15 protein-coding genes are annotated in these 21,256 nt (G+C 71.0%); 3 read left to right on the forward strand and 12 right to left on the reverse strand.

Annotated elements, in window-relative coordinates; genetic code table 11:
* Window positions 1-6: 6 nt before the first annotated feature.
* The 6 genes from ACZ7P3_RS35410 to ACZ7P3_RS35435 all read right to left on the reverse strand — a co-directional run bounded on the left by ACZ7P3_RS35410 (window position 7) and on the right by ACZ7P3_RS35435 (window position 10,808).
* Window positions 7-1,548 (reverse strand): RNA polymerase sigma factor, encoded by a 1,542-nt coding sequence (locus tag ACZ7P3_RS35410; protein ID WP_472088006.1) that lies wholly within the window; start codon window positions 1,546-1,548, stop codon window positions 7-9.
* Between the two features lie 434 nt (window positions 1,549-1,982).
* Complete coding sequence (locus ACZ7P3_RS35415; protein WP_472088008.1) at window positions 1,983-2,870, reverse strand: FadR/GntR family transcriptional regulator; 888 nt, start codon at window positions 2,868-2,870, stop codon at window positions 1,983-1,985.
* Between the two features lie 162 nt (window positions 2,871-3,032).
* Entirely contained in the window at window positions 3,033-5,372 is a 2,340-nt protein-coding gene (locus ACZ7P3_RS35420; protein WP_472088010.1) for an ATP-binding cassette domain-containing protein, read from the reverse strand.
* A gap of 160 nt (window positions 5,373-5,532) precedes the next feature.
* Window positions 5,533-6,291: an NUDIX hydrolase gene (locus ACZ7P3_RS35425; RefSeq protein WP_472088012.1), complete on the reverse strand. Its 759-nt coding sequence runs from the start codon at window positions 6,289-6,291 to the stop codon at window positions 5,533-5,535.
* 129 nt (window positions 6,292-6,420) lie between these two features.
* The gene (locus ACZ7P3_RS35430) at window positions 6,421-8,631 is read right to left on the reverse strand and encodes a glycogen debranching N-terminal domain-containing protein (protein WP_472088014.1); all 2,211 of its coding nucleotides are present in this window, start codon (window positions 8,629-8,631) and stop codon (window positions 6,421-6,423) included.
* Window positions 8,632-9,230: 599 nt separating this feature from the next.
* Window positions 9,231-10,808 (reverse strand): DUF4192 domain-containing protein, encoded by a 1,578-nt coding sequence (locus tag ACZ7P3_RS35435; RefSeq protein ID WP_472088016.1) that lies wholly within the window; start codon window positions 10,806-10,808, stop codon window positions 9,231-9,233.
* A 163-nt stretch (window positions 10,809-10,971) separates the two neighbouring features.
* Here ACZ7P3_RS35435 and ACZ7P3_RS35440 point away from each other — a divergent pair, with 163 nt between their 5' ends.
* Both ACZ7P3_RS35440 and ACZ7P3_RS35445 read left to right on the forward strand, forming a co-directional pair.
* Window positions 10,972-13,137, forward strand: coding sequence for a RecQ family ATP-dependent DNA helicase (locus ACZ7P3_RS35440; protein WP_472088017.1), 2,166 nt, complete (start codon window positions 10,972-10,974; stop codon window positions 13,135-13,137).
* Window positions 13,138-13,422: 285 nt separating this feature from the next.
* The gene (locus ACZ7P3_RS35445) at window positions 13,423-14,043 is read left to right on the forward strand and encodes a hypothetical protein (RefSeq protein ID WP_472088018.1); all 621 of its coding nucleotides are present in this window, start codon (window positions 13,423-13,425) and stop codon (window positions 14,041-14,043) included.
* A 443-nt stretch (window positions 14,044-14,486) separates the two neighbouring features.
* On the opposite strand, the gene ACZ7P3_RS35450 is transcribed toward ACZ7P3_RS35445, so the two are convergent.
* The 3 genes from ACZ7P3_RS35450 to ACZ7P3_RS35460 all read right to left on the reverse strand — a co-directional run bounded on the left by ACZ7P3_RS35450 (window position 14,487) and on the right by ACZ7P3_RS35460 (window position 16,593).
* Complete coding sequence (locus ACZ7P3_RS35450) at window positions 14,487-15,119, reverse strand: hypothetical protein (protein ID WP_472088020.1); 633 nt, start codon at window positions 15,117-15,119, stop codon at window positions 14,487-14,489.
* Window positions 15,120-15,187: 68 nt separating this feature from the next.
* A complete protein-coding gene (locus ACZ7P3_RS35455; RefSeq protein WP_472088021.1) occupies window positions 15,188-15,889 on the reverse strand; it encodes a ribonuclease HII in 702 nt (233 codons plus the stop codon).
* 80 nt (window positions 15,890-15,969) lie between these two features.
* A complete protein-coding gene (locus ACZ7P3_RS35460) occupies window positions 15,970-16,593 on the reverse strand; it encodes a TetR/AcrR family transcriptional regulator (protein ID WP_472088022.1) in 624 nt (207 codons plus the stop codon).
* Window positions 16,594-16,778: 185 nt separating this feature from the next.
* Here ACZ7P3_RS35460 and ACZ7P3_RS35465 point away from each other — a divergent pair, with 185 nt between their 5' ends.
* Entirely contained in the window at window positions 16,779-18,326 is a 1,548-nt protein-coding gene (locus ACZ7P3_RS35465; RefSeq protein WP_472088024.1) for an MFS transporter, read from the forward strand.
* 497 nt (window positions 18,327-18,823) lie between these two features.
* Here ACZ7P3_RS35465 and ACZ7P3_RS35470 read toward each other — a convergent pair whose 3' ends face one another.
* The 3 genes from ACZ7P3_RS35470 to ACZ7P3_RS35480 all read right to left on the reverse strand — a co-directional run bounded on the left by ACZ7P3_RS35470 (window position 18,824) and on the right by ACZ7P3_RS35480 (window position 21,147).
* On the reverse strand, window positions 18,824-19,729 hold the full coding sequence (locus tag ACZ7P3_RS35470; RefSeq protein ID WP_472088026.1) for an ADP-ribosylglycohydrolase family protein: 906 nt from the start codon (window positions 19,727-19,729) through the stop codon (window positions 18,824-18,826).
* 12 nt (window positions 19,730-19,741) lie between these two features.
* Window positions 19,742-20,401, reverse strand: coding sequence for a histidine phosphatase family protein (locus tag ACZ7P3_RS35475; RefSeq protein ID WP_472088028.1), 660 nt, complete (start codon window positions 20,399-20,401; stop codon window positions 19,742-19,744).
* A 140-nt stretch (window positions 20,402-20,541) separates the two neighbouring features.
* Window positions 20,542-21,147 carry a YdbC family protein gene (locus ACZ7P3_RS35480; RefSeq protein ID WP_472088030.1) on the reverse strand — a complete coding sequence of 202 codons (606 nt, stop codon included), beginning with the start codon at window positions 21,145-21,147 and terminating at the stop codon, window positions 20,542-20,544.
* Window positions 21,148-21,256: the final 109 nt, after the last annotated feature.

The raw sequence follows: 21,256 nt of genomic DNA on the forward strand, positions 1-21,256 counted from the left end.
CGGGACCTAGTCGAGGTAGTCGCGCAGCACCTGCGAACGCGACGGGTGGCGCAGCTTCGACATGGTCTTGGACTCGATCTGGCGGATGCGCTCACGCGTCACGCCGTACACCTTGCCGATCTCATCGAGGGTCTTCGGCTGACCGTCGGTGAGACCGAAACGCATGGAGACCACGCCGGCCTCGCGCTCGGACAGGGTGTCCAGAACGGAATGCAGCTGCTCCTGCAGAAGCGTGAAGCTGACGGCGTCGGCCGGGACGACGGCCTCGGAGTCCTCGATGAGGTCACCGAATTCGCTGTCGCCGTCCTCACCCAGCGGAGTGTGCAGGGAGATGGGCTCACGGCCGTACTTCTGGACCTCGATGACCTTCTCGGGGGTCATGTCGAGCTCCTTGGCCAGCTCCTCCGGGGTGGGCTCGCGGCCCAGGTCCTGAAGCATCTGGCGCTGCACGCGCGCGAGCTTGTTGATGACCTCGACCATGTGCACCGGGATACGGATGGTGCGGGCCTGGTCGGCCATGGCGCGGGTGATCGCCTGGCGGATCCACCAAGTGGCGTACGTGGAGAACTTGTAGCCCTTGGTGTAGTCGAACTTCTCCACCGCGCGGATCAGACCGAGGTTGCCCTCCTGGATCAGGTCCAGGAAGAGCATGCCGCGGCCGGTGTACCGCTTGGCCAGCGAGACCACCAGACGGAGGTTGGCCTCCAGGAGGTGGTTCTTGGCGCGGCGGCCGTCCTCGGCGATGATCTCCAGCTCGCGCTTGAGCTTCGGTGCGAGCTTGTCGGAGTTGGCGAGCTTGTCCTCGGCGAACAGGCCCGCCTCGATGCGCTTGGCCAGCTCGACCTCCTGCTCGGCGTTGAGCAGGGGGACCTTGCCGATCTGCTTGAGGTAGTCCTTGACCGGGTCGGCCGTGGCACCGGCGGCGGCGACCTGCTGGGCAGGCGCGTCGTCCTCGTCCTCGTCGGACAGCACGAAGCCGGCGCTCTCGGCACCCTCGGGCTCGTCGGCGACCTTGGTCTCCTCGAGGACTTCTTCCTCGAGCAGCTCGGCGTCGTCCTTCTTGGCCGTGGTCTTCTTGGCGACCGTCTTCTTGGCGACGGCCTTCTTCGCGACCGCCTTCTTCGCGGTCGTCTTCTTGGCGGCGACCTTCTTGGCCGGTGCGGCTTCCTCGGCGGGATCGTCCGCCAGCGAAGCTGCGGGCGCAGCCGGGGCGGCCGTGGTGGCGGTGGCCTTCCGGGTGGTCACCGCCTTCGCCGCGACCGTCTTGGTGGCGGTGCGCTTCGCCGGGCTCTTCGCTGCGACGCTCTTTCGGGTGCGCTTGGGCTCTGCTGCACTGACCATCAGCGTCACACCCTCTTCCTCAAGGATCTGGTTGAGGCTGCGCAGTACGTTCTTCCACTGAGTGGCCGGAATCTGGTCAGCTTCGAAGGCCCGACGCACATCGTCGCCGGCGATCTGCCCCTCAGCCTTTCCCCGCTCAATGAGCGCCATGACAGAGACGGACTCGGCGATCTCCGGCGGGAGCGTACGGGATGTGCTGGCCGACACGAACAACCTCTCGGAACGTTGGAAAACGGCTTCCGGCCCCGTCCACAGCGGACAGGAGCCGACCACCGGCCTGGGGATGGGCCGACGGAACGGGCGGGGCCGGGGAGATTCACAGCGCCTGTCATGGCGTCCGTATTCCCTCCGCGGCTGTCACCTCTTAGGTCATCGCGTTGTTCCCACGAGCGTTACGCCCAATCTGCGTGGCCCGAGTCACACCCCGTAAGCGGCCATAAACGGTCAGGTGTGGACAAAATAGATCACCAATGGATCGACCGAAGCCGCTCCGCCCACCGCGGCGGCCTGCCGCGTCGCCGGGCCCCACCGGATTCCGAGGATCCGGTGGGGCCCGGCGACGGCCGGTTCCCTGGCCCGGCGCCGCCACGAGAAGCCACCACAACGCGGCACACCGGCGACCACACCGCTTTCGGTACGGCTCAGTGCTCGCGCGGGGCGGGGACCACTCGTTCCACCTCAGGGTGGACCGTCAGCAGCTGGCGCATGGCCGTCTCCGCAGCCGCACCGTCGCCGGTGCCGAGCGCGTCGACGATCCGCGCATGATGCGCGAGGGAGCTCTCGTTCGGTCGGTCGCAGCCGGTGACCGGGCCGCCGGACACCTGGAGGGCGGCCGAGACGATCCCGGAGAGGTGCTCCAGCATGCGGTTGCCCGCGATCTGGATGAGCAGGGTGTGGAACTCGGTGTCGGCGCGCGAGAAGGTCAGTGCGTCGCCCTGCGCCATGGCGTGGCTCATGATCTCGACCATGTCGGAGAGACGCTGCTGCACCTCCTCCCGTCCGTGCCCGGCGGCGAGGCGGGCGGCGAGGGGCTCGATCGTCCAGCGCAGCTCACTCAGCTCGCGGCGCTGGTCGTCGCGCTGCGGCCCGAAGGCCCGCCACTCGATGATGTCCGGATCCAGGAGGTTCCAGTCGCTGACGGGCCGCACGCGGGTGCCGACGTTCGGGCGCGCGCTGACGAGGCCCTTGGCCTCCAGGACGCGGAGGGACTCGCGGACGACCGTCCGGGAGACCTCGAAGCGCTGGCCGATCTCCTCGGGTACCAGCGGGCGGTCCGCCCCGAGGTCGCCGGAGACGATCATCTGACCCAGCTGCTGGACGAGTTGGCCGTGCAGTCCGCGTCCGCGGCTGCCCGCGGCACGCCGGCCCACGCGGCCCAGCTCCGGGTCCGCTCCCTCCCAGGCGGGCGCTCCGACGCGGTCGGCCACCGGGGCCTCGGCGTAGGGGTAGCGGTCGAGTTCGCCCGGGCCGGACAGACCAGAGTCTGCGGAGCGGGCGGCGGTCATCATGGTGTGCGCAAGGGTACTCACGGATCCTTTGTCGGCGCCCCCTTCAACTCCCTTGAGGTCTTTGGTGAAAAGCACACGAAAGGGTGATCGCTCACCGCATCGCAATTGACGCCTTATCGGAAAGAAACGGGCTTTCTCCGGGGAGTTGTGCACACAGCGGGTCCGGAAGCGTGCGGACAGCCTTCATCGGGCCCTGGTTCGCAGTGTCGTGAGCACATACGCGCACAGCAGCGCGCCGAGCGACAACGTCATGGCACCTCCGACGGGTTGGGCGACGACCCGGGCCACACCGAGCAGGTAGCGCTCCCCTCCGAAGGGCCACTGCAGGAGGAACACCTCCCGCATCCGCAGGGGCAGGCCGGCCGCCATGGGCACGGCCTGCCCTTGCAGCGCCTCGTGCACGAGGGGAACGACGAGAACGGGTACGGCGAGGACGGCGGCGAGGCCCGCCGTGGTGGACCGGAAGACGCCGGCCGCGAGGACCCCGGCCCAGGCACAGCCGACCACCAGCCCGAACCAACTCACGCTCAGTGGAAGCCAGTCCGAGGGAACTTGCGTGAGCTCCCGTCCGTAGACGAGGTAGAGCATCTCGGCGTCGCAGCCCACGGTGAGGAAGGCCAGCATCACGGCCGTGGCTCCGGAGACGAGAAGCTTGGCGGTGAGCAGCCCCAGCCGGCGGGGCACGGTGCCGCGGTCCGCCGCCAGCGCGGGGTGGCGGAACTCGTCCCCGAAGGCCAGCGCCCCGAGCAGCCCCGCCGCGAGCGCCGCGGGCGGCAGCGGCAGCTCCCGTGGCCACGCCGCGAACAGCCGTGCCTGCTGTGTGTGCCCGACCCGCGCCAGGACTACGGCGGTGATCGCGGACACCACCAGCACGGCCGCGCACGTGAGAAATCCGGCGCCGATTCCGGTGGCACGCCGCAGTTCGTAGCGCAGCGGACGGAGAGGACTGTGGGCCGGGCGAACGGAGATGGGCGGCGGGAGGGGGGACAGGTCGTCGAGGATACGTGTGGCTTCGGGGCGCGAGGGCTGCCCAGCCTGAGGTTGACGGTCGCCCGCATTCCGGGCATCCGGAACGCGGGCACCGGGAACGGTCGCACCGGCGGCCCTGGCATCGACGGCGGTGCGCGTCGCCCCGGGCCGCGGTTCCGGCTCAGCGGCCCCCGGGAGACCGGCCTCCGCCGCGGATGCGGCGGGCCGGCTGCCGACGGCGACCGCTGCGCCGACGGGAGAAGCACCGTCGTCGCCGTCTGCCGCGTCGGCACGAGCAGCGGTGTCAGAGGACGTGCGGTCGGTTTCCGGGGCCGTGCCGGCCTTGGACGTCTCTGCGGCGACGGCGCCGCCAGTGATCTCCTCGTGGTCCGGCCCGGACAGGCGGAGACGGGCACCACCGCGCGACGGCCCTTCGCCACCGAGGGCCTCCTCCGTGTCCGGCGCCGAGACGCCGGACACGGCCTGCACCGGCTCCCGCTGCTCGTCCGAGTGGTGGGGCGCCGCCTCCGGGGATTCCGAGGCGCATTCCTCCGGCAGGCGCCCGCCTGCCCTGTGCGGAGCCCCGTCCGGCACGCAGTCCGGAGCGGGCTGCTCCCGTCCGGCCGCCATCGCCTCGTCGCACACCTCCGCCTCGTCCCCGGACCCCTCTCCCGCACCCGGCCCCATGTCCCCCACCTCGTCGGCGAGTTGGTGGACGAGAATGCCGTTGCGGAACGCGGTCTCGCCGACGTCGGCCGTTGTGCTGCCGTACACGGAGAGGCGGTTGCCGCCCTCCCGTACGACCTCGACGGAGCGCTGGGCGGTACGTGCCTCCTTGGCAAGGAGGGCCGCGAGGCGGGCGGCGTGGGGGCTGCGTACGGCCACCCGCGGACGCAGGCGAGTGCGGGCGAACTCCCTGGCCGCCTGGTCGGCGACAAGCTTGCCGCAGCCGAGGGTGACGACCCGGTCGGCCGTGCGAGCGGCCTCCTTGGAGTCGGCCGTGGTGAACAGCACGGTGCCGCCCTGGGCGGCGTGTGCCCGCAGCATGCCGTGCAACCAGCGCGCCTCGCGGGCCGAAAGTCCACCGGTGGGGTTGTCCAGCACGAGCGTGTGCGGGTCGGGCAGCAGGGCGCAGGCCAGCCCCAGCCTGCGGTCCATGCCGCGCGAGAGGGTGCCCAGGCGTTCCTCGCGGAGGCTGACGAGGCCGACCACTTCGAGGACTTCGTCGGCGCGCCGGGCGGAGACGCCCGCCGCCGCGCACAGCATGCGCAGGTGACCACGGACCGAGCGGGCCGGATGACCGGGCACGTCACCGAGGAGCACGCCGACTTCCCGCGACGGATGCGGGATGCAGTGCAGGGGCCGGCCCCTGAAATGGGTGATGCCTCGACCTTGTTGGAGTTCGAGCATAAGTTTGAGCACGGCCGTCTTGCCCGCGCCCGCCGCCCCGAGGAGCGCGGTGACACGGCCGGCGCGCGCTTCGAAGGAGACGTCGTCGACAGCGGGCGGGTGCGCCTTGCGGGCGTTGCTGGTCAGTCCGAAGGCCTGGATCACCTGCAGCAAGATAGCGCGCAATGTCCGGTTTTTCCGGTATAACCCGACCTGCTGCGCGGTGGCGTCCGAGCCAGGAGGGCTCATGTCCGCCATTCGACGGATCGGGCACCGGCGCATGCCCTCGGCTCAGGCAGCCAGGTGCCGCGGGTGGCAGAACCCCTCAGACCTCGGGACGGAGCATCGGAGGGTTGAGCAGAGTGGCTCCGCCGGCCCGGAAGAGCTGGGCCGGCCGACCCCCCTGACGGGTGGTCGTGCCGCCCGTCGGAACGAGGAATCCCGGGGTTCCGGTGACCTTGCGGTGGAAGTTGCGCGGGTCGAGAGCCACGCCCCACACCGCCTCGTAGACCCTGCGCAACTCTCCGACGGTGAACTCGGGCGGGCAGAACGCGGTGGCCAGCGAGGAGTACTCGATCTTGGATCGCGCCCGCTCGACTCCGTCGGCGAGGATCTGGGCGTGGTCGAAGGCGAGGGGTGCCACCGGCTCGCCGTCACGCCCGTATCCACCCTGCTGGAGCAGTTCCTCGACCGGTGCCCAGCGCGCATTGCTCGCATCGCCTCCGGCCCGGGGCGCGGGCAGGTCCGGGGCGAGGGCTAGGTGTGCAACGCTGACGACACGCATCCGCGGGTCCCGCTTCGGGTCGCCGTAGGTGGCGAGCTGTTCCAGGTGGGCGCCGTTGTCCTGGACGGGAACCGAGGGATCGTGGGCACGCAGCCCGGTCTCCTCGGCCAGCTCACGCGCTGCCGCCTGGGACAGGTCCTCGTCGGCCCGCACGAAGCCGCCGGGCAGCGCCCAGCGCCCCTGGAACGGCGGCTCACCCCTGCGGACCGCCAGCGCGCACAGGGCATGGCGGCGCACGGTCAGCACGACCAGATCCACGGTGACGGCGAAGGGCGGAAAGGCTGACGGGTCGTAGGGCATGCGGCGATCATAGTCGTCTGCCTGACGATAAACACTCCCTTCGCCGTCCGCATCGATGGCGGATCCACTTCGTCCAGAACGGAGCGCAGGGGCGGCGCCCGTCCATGACTCCGATTACGTCGTACGAGGTCACACCCCCAATTGCAGGCCGTCCGCCGCGTCCTCGACCATGGCCAGGCCCAGCCGGCTGACCCGCACGGCGAAGGGAGCGCCCACCACGCGCAGGCCGGTCAGGGTGATCTCGCCGAGGGGGGCGCCGCGTACAGGACGCAGGGTGACGGTGCGGGCGGGAGCGTCGGGGCGGATACCCGCGAGCGTGGTCAGAACCAGGACGGCGGAGGCCGCAGCCGTCGCCGCCGGGCGGCAGGCCGCCGGGTGCGGGAGGGGGGCACTCCCGGCGGAGCGCTGCTGCCCGCCGTACATCTCCGGAAGCCGGTGGCCGAAGTGCTCCGCCGCGTCCATGAGTCCCCTCAGCAGACCGGACGCCTCCTTCTCGTAACCGGCAGCGGCCAGTCCGGCGACGGCGAGTGCGGTCTCCTGGACGCGGACGGCTCCGCTGCGGTGGCCGAACGGGTTGTGTCCCGCCTCCTTGACTCCGAGACCGCGCAGCCCCCACCCCGTGTCCATCGCCGGGCCGCCGAGCAGCCGGGCAAGGTGTTCGGTCTGCACCTTGTCGAGCAGGCCGGCGGCGAGTCTGCCTGCGCCGAGCAGCCCGGTGTCGAGGAGATGCACGGCGGTGGAACCGAGGTGCACAAGAGGACGGCCGTCCTGCGCCAGGGCCGCGGCCGGGCGTCCGCCGCTGCGGTCCTCGACCCAGAAGTCCTTCCGGAAGGCGTTCCGCGCGGCCTGGGCCCACTGCCGTAACTCGGCTCCCCCCGGCCTGTCGTAGGCGTCGAGCAGATCGGCGCCGAGGACGGCCGCCCGGTGAGCGTGGGCCTGTGTCTCACAGCGGACCGGACCCGTCGGCTGCGGGTCGGCAAGGTACGTGCCGTCACCTGCGGTGGCCCGCAGCCAGGTCAGACAGCGCTCTGCCGCGGGCAGCAGGTCCTGTGTCTCCTGTTCGGGCAGCCCCCAGCGGCGGGCCTCGGCGAGCAGGACCGGGAAGAGCAGCGTGGCCTCCGTGCCCGTGCACGCGGGCGGGAGGAGCGCGCCGGCATCGCGTCGCGGACCGGGGATGAGGCCGGCCCGCGGGCCGGGGCCGGAAAGCTGTGTGCGGGACAGGGCGCGCAGTGTGCCCGCGGCAAGCCGGGTGCCGAGAGGCAGCGTCATCCGGGCGGCGGCAAGCGCCTCGGCCGGTGCCATTCCGCAGCGCCAGGGTGCACCTGCGGCCAGGTAGGTGTCGGAGGGATGCGCGGGATCGCGCAGCAGCAGGGCCTGGAGGTCGTCGACCGCGGCCCCCAGCAGTGCGGCCGCCCGAGGGTCGTCACCTGCCGCCCGTGCGGGCGCGAGGGGGCTCGTCGCGGCCTGGCGTACGGCGCGCAGCGGTGCTCCGCCCGGTCCGTCGGGGCGTACCCGTAGTTCCACGTCCGCTGTTCCGCCCGGAGGCAGTTCCAGTTCCCAGCGCAGCAGTCCGGCGGAGGCCAGCGCGTCGGCGGGCGGCGGGTGAGCGGTGACGCAGGCTCCGACGCCGGCCGCGGCCCAGCGCAGGCCCGAGTCGTGGACGCTGGCCGGCAGCTCGGGGCCGGCCGAACCGGAGGCGATGGCGCCGAGGTCGGCGAGATCCGTGCCCAGGGCGACCTCGACCGGGAGGCGCAAGGGACGCAGGGAGGCGTTGAGCAGCGTGATGCGCTCGGTCCCGTCCGCGTTGCGGGTTCGCTCGACGACGACGTCGGGATCCGGGCCCGCGGCCGGAGAGGCCCGAAGCGTCCCGACGAAGCGGGCCTGGTCGGCCCCGGCCATTCTGGCCTGCACCACGAGCGGCTCCCGTCCGGCCACTCGGACCTGGCATCGCGAGAGCAGACGCCTGCCGCCCCGGTAGAAGCCTTCCAGCCCCCGGCCGGCCAGTTCTCCCTGCCCGCCGGAGATGGCGAGCCCTGGTAGAGCGACGCAGATCAGCGCGGTGTGCGTGGACGGCAGGTCCGGGGCGGGCCGGGGTGTCGGGTACGGAGTGCGCGCGGAGGCGCCGGGAGGCGGCACGGTCGCGGTGCGGAGGGGGCCGCGCGCGGGCGGAGGCGGAGCGTGGGGGGAGCCCTGGGCCACCGGGGACCTCGGAGGCGTACCCAGGACACGGCCGGCTGCTGGTGCGCTGTTGCCGGCCCCGGCCTGCGGGAGGGGACCGCGCCCGCCCTGGGGCGGGCCGATGTCGTCGGCGGCGAAGGGCCGAGTCTGCTGCTGATGCATGGAGTGGCTTCTTCTGCGCTCGGTGCGCCTCGGACGTGCTGGGCGCGGGGTGGAGCGCCCGGAGGAGCAAGGGTCGTGCGGCGGCTCCACCCGTCCGGGCGTTCCGCCACTCAGGTGAACGGAGAGGGACTCGTCGGGGTCACGCCTCGCACGGAGGAAGCCGGTGGAACGGCCATGTGACGGAGAGGGGCGCCCGGTCGCCGAGGCGCTCACCGGTTCGAACGTCCGTCGGGCGAGCGGCACCTTGGGGCGGTACGGGCGGCGCGCTCGGCTCAAGCCCATGCCACCGAAGCGGTTCGGGCGACGAGAGCGACGGGCGGGGTTCATCAAGGGGCCTTCCCCACAGCACCACCGCACCCACTTGAAGCGGCTCATCCTGACAACACCTGCCGCCCATCGACTCGGTGTGCAGGCACCAGCCGCCCATCGACGCGGTTTGAAGAAGCCCGACGCCCGTCGAAGCGAAGTGAAGAAGCCCGACGCCCGCCGACGCGGTGCACCTTCCCTCTCCCTTTCCTGTCCTGCTGGGGCATGCCCCCGCGCCGTGCTGCCGGCCGGCAGCACGTCCTGGCATCGGCCGGCGCTCCCCGGCTGGGCGCTCATCCGCCTCCCTCCGTCTCGAGCTGATCGCTGCCCGCCGAGGTGCCGCGGCCTGCACCGTCGACTGAACGTGTGCGCGTGCCACCCGGCCTCGCGCTACTCGAACGCGAAGGTCCAGCGGTCGGCGCCTGGGGGTGGGAGCCGGTCGGACGCTGGCGTCCGGCCTCCCCTCGGGACGGACGGGAACTGCTGCCCTTGCTCGGCGCGGAACGCGTTCGGCGGCGCCGCCGAGAACCACTCCCCGAGGCCGGACCGGCAGTGCAGCCATCCGCTCGAGGGGAACTTCCGGAATCTGTGACGTCGGTTCCCGACCGAGCATCTGAAGGTGCGTCCGCAGGTGCATCCAGGGCTGCTTCCACCGCCGTACCCGCCCGCTGCGCGCTCCCGGCCTGTGCTCGGTCCTCGCGATCCGCGCGCAGACAGCGTCGGATGGACTCGGGGTCGAGTCCTTCGTTGCAGGCCTGGTGCAGCAGGCGGGCGAACAGGTAGTCGGGGTCGGCGCCCAGTGCCATGGCAAGGGCCTCCCGGGCCTCCAGCTCATCACCCTCCGACCAGGCGACCCAGCCCGCCAGAGTCAGCGGGGCGGCAGCGTGCTCGCCGTACGGGCCGACGCAGCGGCGGGCGAGCGCCCGCCAGAGTCGCAGGGCCGGAGCTGCCTCGTCGCCCTCCATCCATGCTGCCGCCCGGTCACGCGTCGTGCGGTCCTGGAGCCCGAGGATCAGCGTCGCCGCCTCGTCGTCTGCGAGCAGTTCGTCGTCGCGCAGGTCGGCCGCGTACGTGCCGGTCACCGGCAGTGCCGCGGCGAACCTGCGGATGATCCGCTCGGCGAGCTCGATGGTCTCCTGCGCCACGCTCCCGCGGGCGGCGTCGTCCAGGATGCGGGGCACCAGGGACATGCCGGCCGCGTCGAGCGCGATCTCCTGCGCCAGGGCCGCACTGGTCTCCCAGGGCAGCAGCCTCGCGCGCAACTCGCGCAGTGTGCCGCGCACTTGGATCCCCGCATATGCGGCCGCGGCGGCCAGCACCGAGGTGCCGGGCAGGCCCATCGGCGTTCCGTCCTCGGGGCAGCATCCCTCGAGCGGGCAGCAGTACGACCAGAAGCGGCCGTCCGAGATGCACAGGGCCTCGATCACCGGCACGTCGAGCGTGCCGCACTCGGTGCGCAACAGATGGGCGAGCGGCGCGAGCCGGAGCATGACGTCCCGCCCCGTCTCGCCGCGGCCCGGTTCCTGACAGACGTAGGCGACCATCCGCTCGGGCCGGGTGCCACGCCGCTCGCTGCCGGTCACGAGCCCCTGGATCAGCTGTCGTGCGGCCGTCGCCCAGTCCTCCTCGGCGGCGGGGATGCCCAGCCGTGCCCGGCCCCCGAACCTGCCGCGGCCTTCCCGGTCGTGCAGGGCGACCAGCACGATGCTGTCCTCGGGGCGGTAGCCGAGCAGATAGGGCAGGGCGTCGGCCAGCTCGGCCGGGGTGCGCAGGGTGACCTGGGTGTCGTGTGCGGACCGCTCGTTCCATGGCTCTTGCCCTGCGATGTCGCCGTTTTCGAGGGGTCCAGTCGTTTCGCCGTGATTCGTCATGCGCAGACGATCTCGCGGATCTCGGGACTCCGCTTGACCCTGTGGATAAGTCGGATCAGGGGCACGACAAGCCCGTTTCCGGACTCGGTGTTTTTCCACACAAGAACCGTCGCGACCGCCCGCTCGCGCCCGGCTGTCAGTGCAGTCCTGTTGTATGGGACGCATGGAGCACACGAGCAACGCGGACCTCCGGACACAGGCCGACACCGTCCTGGCCCGGCTCGTCGGGGACGCCACGGGCACAGCCCGGCTGCGCGAGGACCAGTGGCGGGCGATCGAGGCGCTGGTCGCCCACCGGCGTCGGGCCCTGGTCGTGCAGCGCACGGGCTGGGGCAAGTCCGCGGTGTACTTCGTGGCGACCTCGCTGCTGCGGGCCAGAGGCAGCGGACCCACGGTGATCGTCTCGCCGCTGCTCGCGCTCATGCGCAACCAGGTGGAGGCCGCGGCTCGCGCCGGCATCCACGCCCGGACCATCAACTCCTCCAACACCGAGGAGTGGGAGTCCGTCCAGAGCGAGATCGCGGCCGGTGAGGTCGACGTGCTGCTCGTCAGCCCGGAGCGCCTGAACAACCCCGATTTCCGCGACCAGGTCCTCCCCAAGCTCTCTGCGGCGACCGGCCTGCTCGTCGTGGACGAGGCGCACTGCATCTCCGACTGGGGACACGACTTCCGCCCGGACTACCGTCGGCTGCGCACCATGCTCGGCGACCTCCCGCCCGGTGTACCCGTGCTGGCCACCACCGCCACGGCCAACGCGCGCGTGACCGCCGACGTCGCCGAACAGCTCGGTACCGGCGGCACCTCGGACGCGCTGGTACTGCGCGGACCGCTGGACCGGGAGAGCCTGAGTCTCGGCGTGCTGCGGCTGCCGGACGCCGCACACCGGATGGCCTGGCTCGCCGACCACCTCGACGACCTGCCGGGCTCCGGCATCGTCTACACGCTCACCGTGGCCGCCGCCGAGGAGGTGACCGCGTTTCTGCGCCAGCGTGGTCACACCGTCGCCTCGTACACGGGCAGGACGGAGAACGCCGACCGCCAGCAGGCCGAGGACGACCTGCTCGCCAACCGGGTCAAGGCGCTGATCGCCACCTCCGCCCTCGGCATGGGCTTCGACAAGCCGGACCTCGGATTCGTGGTGCACCTCGGTTCGCCCTCCTCACCCATCGCCTACTACCAGCAGGTCGGCCGCGCCGGGCGCGGCGTCGAGCACGCCGAAGTGCTGCTGCTGCCGGGCAAGGAGGACGAGGCGATCTGGGAGTACTTCGCGTCGCTGGCCTTTCCCTCCGAGGACCTGGTGCGCCGCACCCTGGACGTCCTGGCCCGGGCGGACCGGCCGCTGTCGCTGCCCGCTCTGGAGCCCTTGGTGGAGCTGCGCCGCTCCCGGCTGGAGACGATGCTGAAGGTCCTCGACGTCGACGGAGCCGTGCAGCGCGTCAAGGGTGGCTGGATCGCGACCGGGCAGCCGTGGTCGTACGACGCCGAGCGGTACGCCTGGGTGGCGCGCCAGCGCACGACCGAGCAACAGGCGATGCGTGCCTACGCGGCGACCACGGACTGCCGGATGGAGTTTCTCCAGCGCCAGCTGGACGACGAGGGCGCCAAGCCTTGCGGCCGCTGCGACAACTGCGCGGGGCCACGCTTCACCGCCGGCACGTCCACGGCGGCGCTGGACGCCGCCCGTGTCGACCTGGGCCGTGCCGGGGTCGAGGTGGAGCCCCGCCGCATGTGGCCGACCGGCCTTCCGGCGATCGGCATCGACCTCAAGGGACGCATTCCGGCCGGTGATCAGGCCGCCCCTGGGCGGGCGCTGGGTCGCCTCTCGGACATCGGCTGGGGCAACCGGCTGCGCCCCCTGTTCGCGCTCCAGACACCGGATGCGCCCGTGCCGGACGACGTGGCGCAAGCGGTGGTGGACGTGCTGGCCGACTGGGCCAGGGGGCCCGGCGGCTGGGCCTCCGGTGCGGCCGGCGCTACGCCACGGCCCATGGGTGTGGTCACCGTCGCCTCGCGGAGCAGGCCGATGCTGATCCATTCCCTGGGAGCCCGCATCGCCGAGATCGGGCGGCTGCCCCTGCTCGGCTCCGTGGAGTACTGCGGTGACATGCCGCGGGTCTCACGCAGCAACAGCGCCCAGCGCCTGAAGGCCCTCGACGGCGCGTTGGCGGTTCCGCCCGCTCTCGCCTCCGCGCTCGCCGAGGCCCGTGGTCCGGTCCTGCTGGTGGACGACTTCACGGAGACCGGCTGGACCCTCGCGGTCGCGGCACGCCTGCTCAGAAGGGCCGGGGCCGGTGAGGTGTTGCCTCTGGTTCTGGCCGTCCAGGGCTGACGCACGGCGGCGCGTGGGGCGTCGGCACTGGTCACGGCGTACGAACGTGCCGTGATCGAACGTCCCGGGGCTGATCAGTGGCCCCTGTGGGTAGGGATATAAGCCACGCACCGCCAAATAACAGTCGGTGGCCCCAATTGCTCGTTGCCGCATCCAAGTTCGACAGGAAGAATTGAGGTCCGCTCCCCGCACGGCGCGTCCGTGATCCGGTTGGGCTTTGCTGCGGTGCGCGCCCCCCGAATCCGACCTCGCCCGCAGTGTGGGCGCGTAGCCGAAGGGAGGAACGTGACCTTCGGATTCGCCTCGTCCTCGGCGGCATCAGTGTCGACGTCCGCGTCCGCCGCTTCCGCCAGTCGCCTGCTCGAGCCCGCAGAGTGGGCCGCCGCTGGAATCCCACTGCTGCGCAACCCCCGTGAGGTCGTCAGCGGGTTGCACGCCCGCCATCACCCCAAGCCGTCCACAGCGATCGTGGCCGTCCTCGATCCTGACGAACGGCTGTGCGCCAGCGCCTCGTTCACCCGGCGTTCCGCGCCGGCCGACGGCTGGATGTTCCGCAACTCATTGCTCGCCCAGCTGCGCCTGGTCATTCCGCACGACCTGCGCCGCCGCACCCCGGTGCGTACGGCCGTACTGCTCTATTGCCGTGAGGGCGATGCCCGTTGGACCGAGGAGGACGGCGCCTGGATGTGGGGGCTGCGGGACGCGTGCACACTGCACGGGCTGCGCTGCGGGGCGTACATCACGCTGACCGGGGACGGCTGGCAGGTGCTCGGCGAGGGGCGCGGAGGGCGCCACCCGAGCGCCCACTCGGAGCCGGAGCCCTTCGCCATGTCGCAAGTCCCGCCGCTCACGCCCCGCACCGGAGGCCCGGTCTCCGAGGTCCTGCGCCGCGCGGCCGCCCGCTGAGGAGCAGGGCTGAAGGCTCGGCTCCCCCGCGCGGCACCAGCACGGCCGGCGCCATGCCTTCGCAGGCCAGCGGACGAAGGGACAGCGGACTGACGGGAAGTGCGGTGCAGAAGCCGCGAAGGGTCTCACTGGCCGCTCGGCCCGGACGTCGCCGACTGGTCACGGGACAACCGGACTCGCAACCGATGCATAGCGGCCGGCACGTCACCGGGACGCGAACAGGATGGTCCGTACCGGCACCCACGGCTCACGGGCGGCCCGTCGCAGGGCACATCCCTACAATGCCGGCACCCTGGCCCCGGTCCTTCACCGCTCTGCTTGCGGCCGTCCCACGAGGAGGAACGGCCGCTGCCGGTCATCCGGGCACGCCAAAGGCCACACCGTGCGGATGCCGTCGGAGCGGTTCCGTCGGCACCCCGATGCGCCGGGGTGCCGGACGTGACTCAGACGCCCGCGCCCAGCACCGAGTTGATCTGCTGCGGGTCACCGCAGACGATCAGCAGCGCACCGGCCCGGGAGTGGGCCAGCGGGAGGACGGTGCCGGCAGCGGCAGCGGGGCCACCGTTGACAGCCACAACGACCACGGGGCGGCACGCGGCACGGGAGGCGACGGCGCCGTCCGTGTAGAAGACGTCGTCACCGGTGTCATGCTGCGCCCAGTAGGCGTCTTCACCGAAGGACAGCTCGTGCTCGGCCCAGGGGTGCTGGGCACCGGTGGTGATCACCAGTACGTCGCCCGGGGCACGGCCGGAGTCCAACAGCAGGTCCACCGCCTCCTCGGCGGCGTCGAGCGCGCCCTCGGCCGAGGCCGGGATCAGCTGGATCTGCGGAGTCGCCGCCGTGGCGGCGGGAGCGGCCGGGCCCGACGGACCTGGCTTGGCCGGACCCACATCACGCGACGTGCGCTGCACCGGAGGTGTGGGCCGCTGGGGCCCGGGACGACCGGGGCGGGACGGAGCCGCGGGGCGGGGACCGGGTACGGGACGAGGGGTCGGCGCGGTGCGGCCACTGGCCGGAGTGGCGCGGGGACCCTGGGCACTCTCGTGAATCTGAGGCTCCTCGGGAAGGAGAGGCATGAGCTGATATTTATCAAACGTTGGTGCGACGCGGATGACCGGGTGGCACATCAGTGCGACCGGAACCGTCAGAAATCGAAGCCGAGCTGACCCTCGATTTCCGGAACGCTTCCGTCCGCCCAGCCCCGGACCTTCTTGAGGTGCCGCCACTGGGGCAGCGCATCAAGATACGCCCACGACAAGCGGTGGTACGGGGTGGGCCCCCGCTCCTCCAGTGCGGCCTTGTGCACGGGGGACGGATACCCGGCGTTGTCCGCAAATCCGAAGTCTGCATGGTCGATACCCAGTTCGGCCATCATTTTGTCGCGCTGAACCTTGGCGATCACCGATGCCGCCGCAACGGCCACGCACGACCGGTCGCCCTTGATGACCGTGCGCACCTTCCACGGGGCTCCGAGATAGTCGTGCTTCCCGTCGAGGATGACTGCGTCGGGAGGGACCGGCAGGGCGTCCAGGGCACGGACGGCGGCGAGCCGCAGTGCGGCGGTCATCCCCAGTTCGTCGATCTCCTCGGGGGAAGCATGCCCCAGGGCGTAGGCCGTCACCCACGACCGCAGTATCCCGGCCAGTTCCGTGCGCCGCTTGACGGTCAGCAGCTTGGAGTCGGTCAGGCCCTCAGGCGGTCGGCGGAGTCCGGTGATCGCCGCACAGACGGTGACGGGTCCGGCCCATGCGCCCCGCCCCACCTCGTCGACACCGGCAATGATCTTCGCTCCGGTCGTGGCGCGCAGTGAGCGCTCGACGGTGTGGGTAGGTGGTTCGTACGGCATGGCGCCCTTAGCCTACGCCGCCTGGGACCTGCCGCGACACCCCGGCCCCCGGTCGACGCAGGGGGCCGCGGTGACCCGGTTCAGACCCCGTGCGGCCGCAGCAGCGGAAGCATCAACTGGTCGATCATCCCCTCGAGGTCCTGGTCACTCCATTCACTTGTGCACATCTTCGAGCGGTACATCATCATTGCCGGAATGGCGTCGAACACATAGCCGTTGGCGGCGTCGGACCGTACCTCTCCTCGCTCTATTCCACGAGTGATCACCTCTTGCAAGAACATGATCATCGGCTGCACCACCCCCTCGAAGATCACTCCATGGAAGCGCTCGGCCTGCACGGGATCACACTCGTGAATCACGGAACGCAGCGCGACACCGGGGCGCGAGTACATGGCGTCCCGTGCACGCCGGCACAGAACCAGGAGATCCTCGCGCACACTCCCGAGGTCGGGCACCGCCTCCAGGCGGGGCAGTCCGGCCTGGAGCGCATCGGCGACCAGATCCTCCTTGGAGGGCCAGCGGCGATAGAGCGCGGCCTTGCCGGTCTGGGCGCCGGCGGCGACGCGCTCCATCGTCAGGCCACTCCAGCCGACCGTACTGAGCTGCTCCAGGGCGGCATCCAGGATCGCGCGCTCGAGCACCGCACCGCGCCGACGTGGGGAAGCCGTCTGATCTGGGGCGGCCGTCCAGCGCGAGGTAACCATCTGAGTTTCTCCAGCAAACAAGGGGAAGCGGGGGTTCCGGGGCGAGGTGCACCACGTCGCAGCAAAGGGGGACGCAACACGCGGTGCGGAATTAAGTGAACGCTTGCGTTCACTGTCGAGGACTCACTACCGTTGGCGCGACAGTGAACGCGAGCGTTCACTAACGCCTTCATGGGGGAACCATAGTGACAACCTCTCAACTGCTGCAGGAACAGAAACCGGGCGCGGCCCGCCGGGAGGGGCACCCCGGCATCGCTCTCACCGTCATCGCGGCCTGCCAACTCATGGTGGTACTCGACGCGACGATTGTGAACATCGCACTCCCGCACATTCAAGACGCTCTCAAGTTCAGCACCACGGACCTCACGTGGGTGGTCAGCGCCTACACGCTCACCTTCGGTGGCCTGCTGCTGCTCGGTGCGCGGGCCGGCGACATCCTCGGCCGCCGCCGCGTGTTCATGACCGGCATTCTGCTGTTCACCTTCGCCTCGCTGCTCGGCGGCCTCGCCCAGGAACCCTGGCAGCTGCTGGCCGCACGCGCCCTGCAGGGCATGGGCGGTGCCATAGCCTCGCCCACCTCGCTGGCACTGATCACCACCACGTTCCCCGAAGGCCCCGAACGGAACCGGGCGTTCGGTGTGTTCGCCGCCGTCTCCGCGGGCGGCGGTGCCATCGGCCTGCTGGCGGGCGGCATGCTGACCGACTGGCTCGACTGGCGGTGGGTGTTCTTCGTCAACGTACCCATCGGCCTGCTGATCGTCGCCCTCGCACCGCTGTACATCAGCGAGTCCGAGCGGCACCCGGGCCGGTTCGACATCACAGGTGCACTGACCTCGACCACAGGTATGGCCTCGCTGGTCTACGGCTTCATCCGCGCTTCGGAGAAGGGCTGGCACGACGGCCTCACCCTCGGCTCGTTCTGCGCGGCGGCAGTCCTGCTGGTCGCCTTCGTCCTCACCGAGATGCGGGCGAAGGAGCCGATCACCCCGCTCAAGATGTTCACCGACCGCAATCGCTCGGGCACCTATGTGATCATGCTGAGCCTGGCTGCGGCGATGTTCGGCATGTTCTTCTACATCGTGCTGTTCGTGCAGAACGTGCTCGGCTACAGCGCGATCAAGGCCGGCCTGGCCTTCCTTCCCGTGACGGTGGCGATCGCGGTCGGCGCAGGCCTGTCGCAGCGGTTCCTGCCCGTGCTCGGACCCAAACCGTTCATGATGACCGGCTCGGCGCTCGTGGCGATCGGGCTGGTCTGGCAGACCTTCATCCGCCCCGACAGCTCCTACCTCGGCGGAGTGCTGGGTCCCATGCTGGTGTTCGGCCTCGGCATGGGCCTGAACTTCGTGACGGCCACCGTCACGGCGGTCTCCGGTGTCGCCCAGCACGAGGCGGGTGCGGCGTCCGGGCTGCTCAACGCCATGCAGCAGGTGGGCGGTTCGCTGGGCCTGTCCATCCTGACCACCGTCTTCGGCTCCGCCAGCAAGGACGAGGCGAAGAAGCAACTGCCGAAGTTCCTCACTGGTGGTTCGCCGGAGCAGAAGGCGCAGTTCGCCAAGACGCACCAGCTGCCCGGGACCTGGGGTCACGAGGTGCTCGCCCACGGCATTTCCGTCGCCTTCGTCCCCGCCGCCGCGATGGCCGGACTCGCGTTCCTCACTGCCCTGCTGGTGATCAAGGTTCGCAAGAGCGACCTCGAGGCCCTCGCCGGAACGGCAGGCCCGGGCATCGGCTGACCCACCCCGAACCGCGCGAAGCGGCGGCCGGCCGGACCACTGCCGGGGGACAGACGGCATGAGCAGTGGTCCGGCCGGTCGCACCACGGCCCGGACCCCCGCCGCCCGAACCAGTGAGCTCCCCACTGCGCGGGCGACCAGCGCAACCATCTCGGCCAGCACGGCCCGCGCAACCGCCACGGCCCGCACGCCCAGCACCACCGCCACGGTCGACACAGCCCACGCAGCCAGTGCGCACGACATCGCCCCACCCCCTCGGATTACTCACCCCCGCCAGTCGGCCCGAGCGCTCATGCGACTCACGGCAGGAAGACGGATACCGGAAAAACGCCCGACAGTTACGCAGAGTTCCCATCGGGCACGGAGAGTTTCCGAGCGGATCAGGGGTCGGGAGGTTCCGAGGCGGCGGGGACCGACGGATCCCGTACTCCCCGCCGAAACGGTCCGACGAAAAGCGCGCTCCACTGAAAGCCTCGTGGAGCCGGCCGCCGGCCGCCTCAGAGGCCCGTAGGCACCCACTCCGGCAGCGCCTCGGTGCGCTCCACCCATCCCGTGGGCGGCGCGCCCGCCTTGCCGGATGCGAGCACGCCCCCCACGATGGCGCAGGTCGTGTCCACGTCCCCGCCCACCTGGGCAGTCGCCCAGAACGCCGCCTCGAAGTCACCCAGAGCCCGCGCAGCGGACCAGAGGGCGAACGGGACGGTGTCATGGGCGGACGTACGGCGTCCACAGCCGAGGACGGCCGCGACGGTGGCCGCATCGCCGTAGTCGAGCATGTCCCGGGCGCGACGCAGACCGGCACCGACGGCGCTCTTCGGCACAAGGGCGACGACGCCGTCGAGGAGTGCCTCGGGGCTGGGCGGCCCGTCCGGCGAGGCGGCCAGCGCGGCAGCCGCGGCGACGGCCATGGCACCCACCACGGCCTCGCGGTGCTGATGGGTGGGGTAGGCCGAGATCTCCGCCTGGTGGGTCGCCTGCTCCGGATCGTCCGCGTACCAGGCGCCCAACGGCGCGATCCGCATGGCCGCGCCGTTGCCCCAGGAGCCCTGCCCGTTGAAGAGCCGGGCGGCCAGCTCTCGCCAGTCCTGGCCCTCCCGGACGAGACGCAGGAGCCGGTTGACGGCGGGGCCGTAGCCCCGGTCGAAATCGTGGTGCTCGGCGAAGGAGCGGGCGAGCGCGTCCTGGTCGAGGCGCTGGTGGGCGGCCAGGACGGCCACCACGGAGCAGGCCATCTCCGTGTCGTCCGTCCACTGCCAGGGCCCGGCGGGCAGCTCACGACGCTTGAGCAGGGGGTAGTTCGCCGGAACGAAGAACTGGGAGCCCAGCGCGTCGCCCAGGGCCAGTCCGCGCAGGCTGGCCAGGGCGCGGTCCAGGCGCCCGAGGGAAGAGGAGTCAGCGGTCATCGCTCTGCCACTTTATCCGGTGACCCAGTGCGGCACCGGGTCCCGCCAGCTCTCGAAGGGCCGGTCGAGTGTGTACTTGCCGTCCTCCCCGAGAACGAGCATCCGCACCTCGGCGTTCCCGGGATTCGACAGCGACTCGAATTCCGCCACCGTCCAGTGGAACCAGCGCATGCAGAAGAGCCGCATCGCGAGCCCGTGCGTCACCAGGAGCACGTTCGGCGGATGGTCGGGGTCCTCGAAGCTGCGGAACAGGCTCTCCAGGAAGCCGCCGACCCGGTCGTACACGTCGGCGCCGGACTCCCCCTGCGGGAACCTGAAGAAGAAGTGGCCGTAGGCATCCCGGTACGCCTTCTGCAGGCGCACATCGTCGCGGTCCTGCCAGTTGCCCCAGTCCTGCTCGCGCAGCCTGGGTTCCTCCCGTACCCGTATCAGGTCCGGATCGAGGTGAAAGGCCTGCAGGGTCTCGAGCGTGCGGCGGTACGGGGAGACGTAGACGCTCACCCGCTCCGGGCCGAAGAGCTCCCTGAGCTCCTTGCCGGTCTCCTCGGCCTGCCGAAGGCCACGCTCGGTCAGCGCGAGAGCATGGTCGGGCTCCCGCTCGTACACGGCGTCATCAACATTGCCCGTCGATTCGCCGTGCCGGACAAGGACAATGCGCCGTGGTCGTGCCATGCCAAAACCCTAGATCGAACGGGGGACGGTCGAGCACCCGTACGGGCTCCATACGGCGTATGTCACATGAAAACCTGGTCCAGGGGCGCTATGGGGCAGACCGTATGAGCGTTTGCTTTTCAAACCTTCACAGAGTCGCCTCACACCGTCCAGGACGGCTCCAGCTCCACGATGTCACCCGAGAGGGCCGCGATGTCCGCCTCCGTCTGGGCCCGCAGCGCAAGGCGCTCCACCCGCTCCGTGCGGTACTTGCCGTGCTCCGCCGCCGACCGCCACATGGAAAGGATCAGGAATTCCTGCGCGGGCGCTTCGCCGAACATGCCCCGGATCATGCCGGGCGATCCGGCCATCGCGGGGTTCCAGACCTTCTCCTGCATGAGGGTGAAGTGCTCGACGCGGTCCTCGTGCACCCGGCAGAGCGCCACGCGGATCAGGTCGGTGTCCGTGAACCGGGGTTCGAAGCCGGTCTTCACATCGAAGCGGTACTCGAACAGCTTGACCTGGGGATCCTTGAACGTGCCGGACTGCGCGGCGGCCAGACGGTCGTGCGAGCGGGCCATGAAGGAGTCGTAGAAGGCGCGGCTCTCCCAGAAGGCGAAGATGTGCGCCACTCCGGGTCGCTGTCGGCTCCAGCCTCCGCCCTGTCCCCGAAAACCCGGCTCCCCCAGAAGCCCCGCCCATTTCCGCTGCCCCCGCTCGAAGCCGCGGCGGTCCACCACGGTGCAGCGAATCCACTTGACCAGCACCGCGCCATCGTACGGCCAGCGGGCGTGGCGCCGGTCACGCTCCGGCGGAGATCACCCGCCCCCGCACCCCGTGCGCATGGCAGGATGGACAATAGGTGCCGAGTCCAAG

The organism is Streptomyces sp. NPDC107581 (assembly GCF_055657175.1).